11 protein-coding genes are annotated in these 12,234 nt (G+C 41.5%); all 11 read left to right on the forward strand.

Annotation, left to right across the window (positions count from 1 at the left end; all coding sequences use genetic code 11):
• The 11 genes from accC (at position 1) to spoIVB (ending at position 12,033) form a co-directional block, all read left to right on the forward strand.
• Complete coding sequence (gene accC, locus ACXAEO_RS03655; protein ID WP_474878093.1) at positions 1-1,353, forward strand: acetyl-CoA carboxylase biotin carboxylase subunit; 1,353 nt, start codon at positions 1-3, stop codon at positions 1,351-1,353.
• 113 nt (positions 1,354-1,466) lie between these two features.
• The gene (locus ACXAEO_RS03660; protein ID WP_474878095.1) at positions 1,467-1,874 is read left to right on the forward strand and encodes an Asp23/Gls24 family envelope stress response protein; all 408 of its coding nucleotides are present in this window, start codon (positions 1,467-1,469) and stop codon (positions 1,872-1,874) included.
• A gap of 331 nt (positions 1,875-2,205) precedes the next feature.
• A complete protein-coding gene (gene nusB, locus ACXAEO_RS03665) occupies positions 2,206-2,595 on the forward strand; it encodes a transcription antitermination factor NusB (protein WP_474878097.1) in 390 nt (129 codons plus the stop codon).
• Positions 2,596-2,672: 77 nt separating this feature from the next.
• A complete protein-coding gene (gene xseA, locus ACXAEO_RS03670; protein WP_474878100.1) occupies positions 2,673-4,028 on the forward strand; it encodes an exodeoxyribonuclease VII large subunit in 1,356 nt (451 codons plus the stop codon).
• Entirely contained in the window at positions 4,021-4,254 is a 234-nt protein-coding gene (locus ACXAEO_RS03675; RefSeq protein ID WP_028394830.1) for an exodeoxyribonuclease VII small subunit, read from the forward strand. The genes xseA and ACXAEO_RS03675 overlap by 8 nt, the downstream gene beginning before the upstream one ends.
• Before the next feature lie 44 nt (positions 4,255-4,298).
• Positions 4,299-5,150, forward strand: coding sequence for a polyprenyl synthetase family protein (locus tag ACXAEO_RS03680; protein ID WP_474883949.1), 852 nt, complete (start codon positions 4,299-4,301; stop codon positions 5,148-5,150).
• A gap of 241 nt (positions 5,151-5,391) precedes the next feature.
• Positions 5,392-7,293, forward strand: a complete 1,902-nt coding sequence (dxs, locus tag ACXAEO_RS03685) for a 1-deoxy-D-xylulose-5-phosphate synthase (RefSeq protein WP_474878103.1) — start codon at positions 5,392-5,394, stop codon at positions 7,291-7,293.
• On the forward strand, positions 7,290-8,117 hold the full coding sequence (locus ACXAEO_RS03690; protein WP_474878106.1) for a TlyA family RNA methyltransferase: 828 nt from the start codon (positions 7,290-7,292) through the stop codon (positions 8,115-8,117). The genes dxs and ACXAEO_RS03690 overlap by 4 nt, the downstream gene beginning before the upstream one ends.
• A gap of 205 nt (positions 8,118-8,322) precedes the next feature.
• Positions 8,323-8,772 (forward strand): transcriptional regulator AhrC/ArgR, encoded by a 450-nt coding sequence (gene ahrC / locus ACXAEO_RS03695; protein WP_474878108.1) that lies wholly within the window; start codon positions 8,323-8,325, stop codon positions 8,770-8,772.
• 15 nt (positions 8,773-8,787) lie between these two features.
• Positions 8,788-10,515: a DNA repair protein RecN gene (gene recN, locus ACXAEO_RS03700; RefSeq protein WP_474878112.1), complete on the forward strand. Its 1,728-nt coding sequence runs from the start codon at positions 8,788-8,790 to the stop codon at positions 10,513-10,515.
• 222 nt (positions 10,516-10,737) lie between these two features.
• The gene (gene spoIVB, locus ACXAEO_RS03705; protein ID WP_474878116.1) at positions 10,738-12,033 is read left to right on the forward strand and encodes a SpoIVB peptidase; all 1,296 of its coding nucleotides are present in this window, start codon (positions 10,738-10,740) and stop codon (positions 12,031-12,033) included.
• The last annotated feature ends 201 nt before the right edge of the window (positions 12,034-12,234 follow it).

Here is a 12,234-nt window from a genome sequence, read left to right on the forward strand (position 1 = left end):
ATGATAAAAAAATTATTGATTGCAAATAGGGGAGAAATTGCGGTTCGAATTATCCGTGCTTGTAAAGAATTGGGCGTAGAGTCGGTAGCTGTATACTCAGAAGCTGATCGTGAGTCTCTTCATGTGCAACTGGCAGATGAAGCGTACTGCATCGGTCCAACATCATCGAAAGAAAGTTATTTAAATTTCACTAATATTATGAGCGTGGCAACACTGACAGGGTGTGACGCCATCCATCCAGGGTACGGGTTTTTAGCGGAAAACGCAGACTTTGCAGAACTTTGCCGTGAATGTAATATTACGTTTGTTGGTCCAAGTCCTGAAGCGATTACGAAAATGGGAACAAAAGATGTCGCGCGAGAAACGATGCGTGAAGCGGGTGTCCCAATCGTGCCAGGCTCTAAAGGAATTATCGAGTCGGTGGAACAAGCAACGGCATTGGCAGAAGACATGGGTTATCCAGTTATTATTAAAGCAACAGCCGGAGGCGGTGGAAAAGGAATTCGTGTCGCCAAAAGCGAAACAGAACTTGTCAAAGGTATTCAAATTACTCAGCAAGAGGCTGCGACTGCATTCGGCAATCCGGGTGTATATATTGAAAAATACATTGAAGATTTCCGACATGTAGAAATTCAAGTGCTTGCTGATAGTTACGGAAACACGATTCATTTAGGTGAGCGTGATTGTACGATTCAGCGCCGCCTGCAAAAACTCGTTGAAGAAACGCCGTCTCCAGCTCTTGATGAGTCAGTTCGTCAGCAAATGGGCGAAGCAGCTGTTAAAGCAGCCGAAGCGGTTCAATATACAGGTGCGGGTACAGTCGAGTTTATTTATGACTATCGTGAAAAGAAATTCTATTTCATGGAAATGAACACACGTATTCAAGTCGAGCATCCGGTAACAGAAATGGTAACAGGCATCGATTTAATTAAGGAACAGATTAAAGTGGCAAGCGGTCAAAAATTAGTACATGCCCAAGAAGATGTGCAGTTTTCAGGATGGGCAATTGAATGCCGCATTAATGCAGAAAATCCAGAAAAGAATTTCATGCCGTCTCCAGGTAAAATTAACATGTATTTACCGCCGGGTGGTTATGGTGTCCGAGTGGATTCAGCTGTGTACCCTGGCTATTCCATTCCTCCTTATTACGATTCCATGATTGCTAAGCTCATTGTCCATGCGCCGACCCGCGAGGAAGCGATTGAACGAATGAAGCGAGCTTTAAGCGAATTCGTCATTGAAGGAGTGGCCACAACAATTCCGTTCCATTTGAAATTGCTTAGCCATGAAAACTTCGTCGGCGGCGAGTTCAATACGAAATTTCTTGAACTCCACGATGTAATGAATTCTTAATAGAAGAGGTAGGCACCACACGATATTGACGAAAAGACGGCTTTCATTTACAATCGGCGGGTGACAAATGAACAGCGTTTATATAGTATTATAATATATAGGAGGTGTCGTACATGAGTGAGAACAATTTATTGCAAATGGGACAGACAAAAAATGCATTAGGGAAAGTAGAAATCGCTCCAGAAGTGATTGAAGTCATTGCGGGCATTGCGGCTTCCGAGGTTGATGGCGTTGCGGCAATGAGAGGTAATTTTGCAGCAGGTGTTGTCGAGAAATTAGGTAAGAAAAACCACGGCAAAGGTGTAAGAGTTGAATTGACGGAAGAGAGCATCAAAGTTGAAGTATATTGTTTTATGAAATTTGGTGTGTCTATTCCAACTGTTGCTCAAAAGGTACAGGATAATGTGCGCCAAGCTTTAAAGAACATGACAGCTCTTGAGCTTGATGAAGTCAATATTCATATTGTCGGCATTCAATTTGATGCACCAAAGCAAGAGACGGAAGTGATTGAACCAATTTAATGTGTCATGTCGCTTCAGCGGAAACAGCGGTTTTCGTTTTCTAGCATGACTGATACGGAAATGCCCGTCTTTGTTTTTTCTGTTGCAGGCTTTTTCATGATTGTTGGAAAAAAGACTGTCTATGTTTTAATAGACAGTCTTTTTTCCATTTGAACGGTGAAATAGAAGCCGTTGGTTTGATATATCTTGTGATTGTTTCCATCACGAGAGGGAAATAAATAAAAGAAGCGTAAAAAGTCTCAAAATACAGAATGTGTACGATAGCCAAAAAATTATGCTATTATTTTGATAGGAAATTTCGAGAAGATGAACCAAAAGGAGAATATAAGGAATGAAAAGACGTACAGCGCGTGAAAAGGCATTGCAAGCTTTATTTCAATATGATTTAGGACAAACGGAACCGGCAGAAGCAATTCGCAATGTCGTGGAAACAGAGGAAATTGATCCGTTTTTACAACAGCTTGTTATGGGAACGGTTCAACATTTAGATGAAATTGATGCATTGTTGCGTCAGCACTTAGAAAATTGGACGCTTGAGCGGGTAGCGGCAGTCGATCGTGCCATTTTACGCTTAGCGGTCTATGAAATGACGTATGAGAATGATATTCCGACAAATGTAAGCTTGAATGAAGCGATTGAGCTAGCGAAGACGTTCAGTGATTCGAAAGCGAATCGTTTTATCAATGGTGTGTTATCCAAAGTGTTGCAAGCAATCGAGTGATTGACCGCACAATCCCGCTTTTAACGCGAGGGCTGGAGTGAAAACACAGATCTCGGAAACAAGGGAGACAAGTGACGATGAGTGAGATTAGGTATTTAACGGTGACGGCTTTAACGAAGTATATTAAACGAAAATTTGATGTAGATCCCCATCTTCAAGACATTTGGATTAAGGGGGAATTATCTAATTTTAAGATGCATAGCCGAGGGCATATGTACTTTACGTTAAAGGATGAAAATGCACGGATTCAGGCTGTGATGTTTGCTGGTTATAACCGTGGCTTGGCATTTCGCCCCGAAAGCGGCATGAAGGTCGTAATCCGGGGAGAGGTTGCGGTATACGAGCCGAGCGGAAATTATCAAATGTATGTGAAAGAAATGCAGCCTGACGGGATTGGTAACCTATATTTGGCTTATGAACAGCTCAAAACGAAACTACAGGAGCAAGGCTTGTTTGATGACAGTCGCAAGCGTTCTCTCCCGCCTTACCCAAATCGAATTGGGGTGGTCACATCTCCTACCGGTGCAGCCATTCGAGATATTTTGACAACATTGAAGCGGCGTTATCCTATTGGAGAAATCGTGTTAATCCCAGCATTAGTTCAAGGTGTAAACGCAGCGCCTTCCATTGTCAAGGCGATTGAACAAGCAAACCGCCTCGGCAATTTGGATGTACTTATTGTCGGACGGGGCGGAGGCTCGATTGAAGAATTGTGGGCGTTTAACGAAGAAACGGTCGCTCATGCCATCTATCAGTCCAAAATTCCGATTATTTCAGCAGTGGGACATGAAACGGATTTTACCATTGCTGATTTTGTCGCTGATTTACGAGCCCCTACACCGACTGGTGCTGCAGAACTGGCGGTCCCTCATTTAACAGAAGTGATGGAGCGGATAGAACAACGGAGAATTCGAATGATGCGGGCAATGAGAGAAATGGTAGCATTTCAACGCGAAAGACTTCACCGTGCTCAAAAATCATATGCTTTTCGTTATCCAGGGAAATTGTGTGAGCAAAAAGAGCAAGAGTTGGACAAGTTAATGGATCGATTGTATCGTGAAAGCAGAAGAAACATGAACAATCAAAGGGAGAAGTATGAACAGCTTGCCCGTCAGTTACTTCGTAATCACCCAAGTGAACAAGTGAGACGTTCAAAAGAACAACAGCAGCAGTTGACGAAAACATTGATTAAAGATATGCAGACCATTTTAAAGCAACATCAAATGTCGTTCGTTTCAACCGCCTCTAAGTTGAATGCCTTGAGTCCGCTGAAGACAATGGAAAGAGGGTACAGTCTTGTGTACGATACTGATCAACAGTTGCTAAAAAGTACAAAAGACGTTTCAACAGGAGACATGATTCATGTTCGCTTATCGGACGGGGACTTACAATGTGAAGTTGCAAAAGTGGAGGAGCGTTTAAATAATGAGTGATCAAAAAAACTATTCTTTTGAAGAAGCTATGGAAAAGCTGGAGGAAATCGTCACAAAGCTTGAAGAAGGAGATGTGCCGTTAGAGAAAGCCATTCAGCATTTCCAAGAAGGAATGGAAATTTCGAAGTTTTGCCATGAACGTTTACAGCAAATCGAAAAACAAATGGAGCATGTACTTCGTGAAGATGGGCAACTAGAGCCATTTGTTGTGCAGGAGGAAGAATAACCGTGAACGATGCTGAATTTCAAAACTACATAGCCAGTGTGAAGATGAAAATTGAAGCAGAGCTTCCTGCCATGGTGAACCGATTATCTGCACCGCCCGTGTTATTAGAAGCGATGAACTATTCGTTGACCGCAGGAGGGAAACGAATCCGCCCTCTTCTTGTTTTCGCGACATTGCGAGCGTTTGAAAAAGAGGAAGAAATGGGGATTGCCGCTTCCTGTGCAGTAGAGATGATCCATACATATTCACTAATCCATGATGATTTACCGAGCATGGACAATGATGATTTAAGACGCGGGAAACCGACTAATCATAAAGTATTTGGTGAAGCAGTGGCGATATTGGCGGGTGACGCATTGTTGACAAAAAGCTTCCAAGTACTAACAGAATCCTCGCATCCTGACGTAAGTGACAGTACTAAAATGCAACTCGTACTAGAGCTTGCTAAGGCCGCTGGTGCAGAAGGCATGGTAGGAGGACAAGTAGCGGACATGGAAGGGGAACAAAAAGCGTTATCCCTTGAAGAACTTGAATACATTCATAAGCATAAAACAGGGAAGCTGCTCACTTTTTGTGTAAGAGCGGGAGCGATATTGGCAGGTGCTTCCGAAGAACAGCTGCGCCAATTAGATGCTTTCAGTGTCCACTTAGGGTTAGCTTTTCAAATCCGTGATGACATTTTAGACATCGAGGGAAGCGAAGAACAACTTGGCAAACCGGTAGGAAGCGATACGGAAAACGACAAAACAACCTATCCGTCGTTGCTTGGGATGGATGAAGCAAAAGAAAAGCTTCGCTATCACATTAAGCAAGCAAAAGAATGTTTACGGAACGCGAATGTACGGCATGATGCATTAGAAAAAATTTGCACTTATATTGAAGAACGAGAAAGTTAATGTTTTTTATTGAGTATTACAAAAAACTATGATAAAATAGCATTACTATTGTGTGAAAAATAGTGCATAGGTTTTAGGGTTTATAAAAGAATCAATTTATCGGTTGCCGTTATCACTTTTGTGTTAGCGGCTATTTTTTCACTTAGGAATTTTGAATACGTTAATCTTTGCCATATATGTATAAAAATTGTCATAATGAATTAAGGTAATTCTATATAATGTACGAAAGTGAGTGATCCACATGGATCTTACATCGATTAAAAGCCCTCAATTTTTAAAGAAAATGTCCAAAGAGGAGCTAATTCAATTGAGCGAAGAGATTCGCCGGTTTTTAATCAATGAATTGTCTGCGACAGGGGGACATATTGGGCCGAATCTAGGTGTTGTGGAACTTACAATCGCGCTCCATAAAGTATTTAACAGCCCTCAGGATAAATTTTTATGGGATGTGGGCCACCAGTCATATGTCCATAAAATTTTGACAGGTCGTGCTTCTGAATTTGCTACTCTTCGTCAATATAAAGGACTTTGCGGGTTTCCGAAGAGAATAGAAAGTGAACATGATGTATGGGAAACGGGGCATAGCTCGACATCTTTGTCCGCCGCAATGGGGATGGTAGCTGCTCGTGATTTGAAAAAGTCGAAAGAATACGTCGTTCCTGTAATTGGTGACGGAGCCTTAACTGGCGGAATGGCTTTGGAAGCGCTAAACCATATTGGACATGAACAAAAAGATATGATTGTTATTTTAAATGATAATGAAATGTCTATTGCTCCGAATGTCGGGGCACTGCATAATGTGTTAGGGCGTCTTCGGACAGCTGGAAAGTATCATTGGGTTAAAGACGAGCTTGAGACGCTATTAAAGAAAGTTCCAGCAGTAGGCGGAAAGCTTGCACTGACAGCTGAGCGGGTCAAAGACGGCTTAAAATATATGTTCGTAACAGGAATGTTTTTTGAAGAACTTGGCTTTACATATTTAGGTCCAGTAGATGGACATAACTACGATGATTTATTTGAAAACTTACATTACGCCAAGAAAACGAAAGGACCTGTCCTTGTTCATGTCATTACGAAAAAAGGAAAAGGCTATTTGCCAGCAGAGTCTGACAAAATTGGAACTTGGCACGGGACAGGCCCATATAAAATTGAATCTGGAGATTTTATTAAGCCAGACAGCGCTCCAATCGGGTGGAGCAAGCTTGTAAGTGATACGGTCTTAAGGGTGGCTCGGGAAGACGAACGAATTGTCGCGATTACTCCTGCAATGCCGGTCGGTTCAAAATTAGAAAAATTCCAACAAGAATTGCCTGAACGGATGTATGATGTAGGGATTGCAGAGCAGCATGCGGCCACAATGGCAGCGGGATTAGCTACGCAAAACATGAAGCCGTTTTTAGCTATTTATTCAACCTTTTTGCAGCGTGCGTATGATCAAGTTGTACACGATATTTGTCGCCAAAATCTGAATGTGTTTATCGGGATTGACCGATCTGGATTAGTAGGAGCAGATGGAGAAACCCATCAAGGGGTATTTGATATTGCCTTTTTACGCCACATTCCAAATATGGTGCTGATGATGCCAAAAGATGAGAATGAAGGTCAGCATATGGTGTACACGGCGCTTCAATATAATGATGGCCCAATTGCGATGCGATATGCACGTGGGAACGGATTAGGAGTTCCTCTTGATAAAGACTTACAAAAGCTTCCGATTGGAACATGGGAAGTACTGAAAGAAGGAAAAGATGTTGTTATTTTAACGTTCGGTACGACGATTCCGATGGCGTTGCAAGCAGCAGAACAACTTGAAAAGCAAGGGATTGCAGTTGAAGTCGTTAATGCACGCTTCATCAAACCGATGGATGAAGACATGCTTCATCAAATTTTCGCTTCCGGCAAGCCTGTGTTGACGATTGAAGAAGCTGTTCTGCAAGGTGGCTTTGGAAGTGGAGTACTGGAGTTTGCTGGAGATCATGGCTACTACGGAACGCCTATTTCTCGCCTTGGTATTCCAGATCGCTTCATTGAACATGGTAGTGTCAGCCAGTTGTTAGAGGAAATAGATTTAACAAAAGAAAATGTCGTAAAGCGCATAGAACAATTAGTGCGATCTAAACAAAAAGGGCTTGAGATACGGTGACGAAAAAAGAAAGAATTGATGTATTATTAGTGGAGCGAGGTCTTGTAGAGACGAGGGAAAAAGCGAAACGAGCAGTGATGGCTGGTTTAGTGTATTCCAACGAAGAGCGCCTCGACAAACCGGGTGAAAAAGTGGACCGGGAAATTCCTTTGACTGTAAAGGGAAGTGTTATGCCGTATGTGAGCCGCGGCGGATTTAAACTTGAAAAAGCGTTAAAAGAATTTGATTTAAGTGTAGAAGACAAAATTTTGCTTGATATCGGTGCATCAACGGGCGGTTTTACAGATTGCGCCCTTCAAAACGGGGCGAAAATGTCGTATGCTCTAGATGTAGGATATAACCAATTAGCGTGGAAGTTACGTCAAGATCCCCGCGTCGTTGTAATGGAAAGAACGAATTTCCGTTATGTAACGCCAGCAGATTTAACGGAAGGGATGCCAAATTTTGCATCCATTGATGTATCATTTATTTCGCTAAAGCTCATTTTGCCTGTTTTAAAGCAACTACTTGTAGCTGATAGCGATGTGGTTGCCTTAGTAAAACCGCAATTTGAAGCGGGTCGAGAGCAAGTCGGGAAAAAAGGAATCGTACGAGAACCGTCTATTCACGAAGAGGTTCTTCAAAGAATGATCGATTTTTCGCTTCAAACGGGCTATGATGTGATGGATGCTTCGTTTTCTCCCATTACAGGAGGAGACGGGAATATTGAATTCCTCCTTCATTTAAAATGGACGGGTACGAAAGAACATGGAGAAAATCAGCTCTCACTGTCTGCAAGTGAAGTGGTAGCCAAGGCTCATGACGTTTTAAAAGAAAAAAAATAGCATGTATGATGAGACATGTCAGGGGGTGCCTCGGAACCATGGTTTCGGGACATCCCCTTCAATTTGTGTGATTGGCGATATATGTCGACGGATGATCAAATTGTACATAATAGTGAATAATAATTGATGAAATAAATTGCACAATAATGTAGATTTCAGTAACATTAAATATACGGGGCATTTGACAAAAAGTGTGAGGTGTCATATGAATAAAGGACAAAGACATATTAAAATTCGTGAAATTATTACAAGCAACGACATTGAAACACAAGATGAACTTGTGGACATTTTAAAAAATCAAGGCTTTAATGTTACTCAGGCAACGGTTTCACGTGACATTAAAGAATTACATTTAGTAAAAGTTCCATTGATGGATGGACGTTATAAATATAGTTTACCGGCTGACCAGCGTTTTAATCCTTTACAGAAGCTCAAAAGAGGATTGATGGATGCGTTTGTCAAAATTGATGCGGCTGGGCATATGCTTGTCATGAAAACATTGCCTGGGAACGCCAATGCCATCGGTGCGCTTATTGATCATTTAGACTGGGAGGAAATTTTGGGGACGATTTGCGGAGATGATACATGCCTCATTATTTGCCGAACGCCAGAAGACACAAAAGTTATTTCAGATCGCTTTATAGAAATGTTGTAGAAGGTGTGAATTGCTTTGTTAGCTGAACTGTCGATTAAGAACTTTGCCATTATTGAATCTTTGGCCATCTCGTTTGAACGAGGATTAACGGTCCTCACAGGAGAAACAGGTGCTGGAAAATCGATTATTATTGATGCCATCCATTTATTAGTGGGAGGACGCGGCTCCGCGGAATTTGTCCGTCATGGAACGTCGAAGGCGGAAATTGAAGGATTATTTCTCTTAGATGAACATCATCATGCGTGCCGAGAAAAAGCGGAGCAATTAGGGATTGATGTGGAAGATAATATGATTATTTTGCGCCGTGACATTACAACAAACGGAAAAAGCGTTTGCCGGGTAAATGGGAAGCTTGTCACATTGGCCATTTTAAGAGAGATTGGGCAAACATTGGTGGATATTCATGGCCAGCATGAACACCAGGATTTAATGAATGAAGATCGTCATCTATCGTTATTGGACCAATATGGAGGCACTGAGATAGAAAAAGCGCTAACGGAGTATCAGGCTTTGTACGACAAATATCTCGGATTGAAAAAGCAACTGGATAAATTGACGGAAAACGAGCAACAAATGGCGCATCGTTTAGATTTAATTCAGTTTCAGTTGGAAGAGATTCGGGCAGCTAATTTAGTGCCAGATGAAGATAGACAGCTCATGGATGAACGAATGAAAATTTCCAACTTCGAAAAAATTTATCATGCTCTCCAAGATGCGTACAATGCCCTTCATGGAGAACAGCGAGGTCTTGACTGGATTGGTCTTGCGATGAATCATACAGAAGAGATTTCTCATTTGGAGCCGACGTATGGCGAAATTGCCGAAAGTGTGTCTAATAGCTTTTACCAGTTGGAAGACATGTCTTATAAAATTCGACAGCAACTAGACATGTTAGAGTATGATCCGAAACGTCTTGATTTTATTGAAGCAAGGCTGAATGAAATTAACCATTTGAAGCGAAAATACGGACAAACGGTAGAAGATATTTTAACATATGCATCCGTGATTGAAGATGAGGTTGACACGATTCAAAACCGAGACACACATGTGTCGAAAATTAAAGAGCAACTTGAGAGTGTGGCAAAAGATTTACTTGTGGAAGCTCGCCATTTATCAAAGTTAAGGAAGAAATTAGCAGGTGACTTAACAGAAAGCATTCACCGCGAGTTGAAAGAGCTTTATATGGCAAAAACCGTCTTCCATGTTGAAATTTCTAAGAAAACAGGTTCTTTTGATGATGTGGTATTAGATGGAGAACCGGTGAAGTTTGGTAAAGATGGAATTGACGTGGCGGAATTTCACATTTCCACAAACCCTGGAGAGCCGCTTAAACCGCTTGCAAAAGTGGCATCAGGTGGAGAACTCTCGCGCATTATGCTCGCGCTAAAAAGTATTTTTTCCGAGCATCAAGGTGTAACGTCCATCATTTTTGATGAGGTGGATACAGGCGTAAGCGGACGTGTGGCTCAATCCATTGGGGAAAAGATTTATCGTATTGCATGCGGGTCCCAAGTGTTGTGTATTTCCCATTTGCCTCAAGTAGCTGCTATGGCGGATACGCACTTGTTCATCGCCAAAGAAGTGATTGGGGAGCGAACGAGAACATCGGTTAAGCCGCTTTCCTTAGGGGAAAAAGTACGGGAAATTGGCCGGATGATTGCAGGTGTGGAAATTACAGATTTAACGAAAGCGCATGCAAAAGAGCTGTTGTCGCTTGCATCGCAAATAAAGCAAACTTGTTAAGCTAGGTTTGGTACACATACAGAAAGAAAAAGGCGGTTTGAGAGGACATTATTCCCTTTTTGAGTCGCTTTTTTCTTATTATTTAGCTTTTCCTATAAAGAATGAATCTTTCTGAATATCCCTCTCTTTTCGCTCAAATGAAGTTATAAATGAACAGAAAGAAGGCAACATTAAAACTGTAGCCAGAAATGGATGGTGTGGGGTAGGAAGCGAGGAGAGTGGATGAAAGAAATGCTAAATAGATACAGAAAGATGATAGGCGTTATTCTCCTTGTTTCGCTCATAAGTTTAGGCTTTTTTCCAAGTATTCGTCACTACGTCAGTATTCCAAAGCATCTTGTATTGTTTGAAGGACAAACCGAAATGGTTTCCCATGCCCTGCCGGTAGCGGCACAACCTAAAGAACAAGCTGTATATACGATGAATAGAGAAGACAATGCACAGCTTACAATCTCGGGAAATCAATTTGGGAAAGAAGAACTCATGTTGGAATTGGCGGGTATTCCTATAAAAAAAGTAAACGTCGATGTCTTGCCGGATTTTAAGGTGATTCCGGGAGGGCAATCAATAGGTGTACGTCTCAATTCCCGCGGTGTACTAGTTGTAGGTTACCATCAGGTTGATACAAAAGAAGGAAAAAAATCACCTGGTGAAATTGCCGGTATTCAAGTTGGCGATATGATTACAACGATTAACGGAACAAAAATTGAACAAATGAGTGATGTAACGCCATTTGTTCAAGCGGCCGGAAAAACAGGGAAGCCGCTGAATCTGGTCGTCATACGAGATCAAAAAGAGTTTCGTACGAAGCTTTTCCCTTTAAAAGACAAGCAAGAATATGCATATCGCATCGGGTTGTATATTCGTGATTCAGCAGCGGGAATCGGCACGATGACTTTCTATGATCCAATTTCTAAAAAATATGGGGCATTAGGTCATGTTATTTCAGATATGGACACGAAAAAACCGATTGTTGTTGAAAACGGCCAAATTATGAAGTCTACGGTTACGTCTATTGAAAAAGGAAGCAATGGCGTACCTGGAGAAAAGTTAGCAAGGTTTTCGGCAGATAAAAATATTATTGGTAATATTACACGAAATAGTCCTTTTGGCATTTTCGGCAAACTCAATCAATCAATCCAAAATGGAAGACTGGATCAACCAATGCCAATTGCTTTGTCTCATCAAGTAAAAGAAGGACCCGCGAAAATTTTAACCGTTGTGAATGATGACCGAGTCGAGGAATTTGATGTTCAAATTGTCAGTACGGTTCCTCAAAAATTTCCTGCAACGAAAGGAATGGTTATAAAAATAACCGACCCAGAATTGCTCGAAAAAACAGGCGGTATTGTTCAAGGGATGAGTGGAAGTCCTATCATTCAAGACGGAAAAGTCATCGGGGCTGTCACACATGTTTTCGTCAATGATCCTACCTCGGGGTATGGAGTTCATATTGAGTGGATGCTGAATGAGGCGGGAATTGATATTTATAAACAAGATGAGAAAAAGGCGAGCTAACAGAGTTCGTCTTTTTCTTTTTTCTTTTTGCATGTATAATAAAGTGATTTCCTTTTTTCGAAAAAACGTTCGCGTCGAAAAAAGGAGAAAAACAGAGAAAACAGTAGGAATTTTAAGAAATGGACTTTTTTCCAAAAAAATAAAGGAAATTTTGTTGCATTGTCGAAATCATCATTTAGAATAAAAGATAGGATAAATGCG

It is taken from the genome of Bacillus sp. ABA4_010 (assembly GCF_056159105.1).

Excerpts from the sequence above, each read along its gene's own strand:
- ACXAEO_RS03660 (WP_474878095.1), top strand. The coding sequence starts at position 1,467 with ATGAGTGAGAACAATTTATTGCAAATGGGACAGACAAAAAATGCATTA.
- dxs (WP_474878103.1), top strand. The coding sequence starts at position 5,392 with ATGGATCTTACATCGATTAAAAGCCCTCAATTTTTAAAGAAAATGTCC.
- ACXAEO_RS03675 (WP_028394830.1), top strand. The coding sequence starts at position 4,021 with ATGAGTGATCAAAAAAACTATTCTTTTGAAGAAGCTATGGAAAAGCTG.
- ahrC (WP_474878108.1), top strand. The coding sequence starts at position 8,323 with ATGAATAAAGGACAAAGACATATTAAAATTCGTGAAATTATTACAAGC.
- xseA (WP_474878100.1), top strand. The coding sequence starts at position 2,673 with ATGAGTGAGATTAGGTATTTAACGGTGACGGCTTTAACGAAGTATATT.
- accC (WP_474878093.1), top strand. The coding sequence starts at position 1 with ATGATAAAAAAATTATTGATTGCAAATAGGGGAGAAATTGCGGTTCGA.
- spoIVB (WP_474878116.1), top strand. The coding sequence starts at position 10,738 with ATGAAAGAAATGCTAAATAGATACAGAAAGATGATAGGCGTTATTCTC.
- nusB (WP_474878097.1), top strand. The coding sequence starts at position 2,206 with ATGAAAAGACGTACAGCGCGTGAAAAGGCATTGCAAGCTTTATTTCAA.
- ACXAEO_RS03680 (WP_474883949.1), top strand. The coding sequence starts at position 4,299 with ATGAAAATTGAAGCAGAGCTTCCTGCCATGGTGAACCGATTATCTGCA.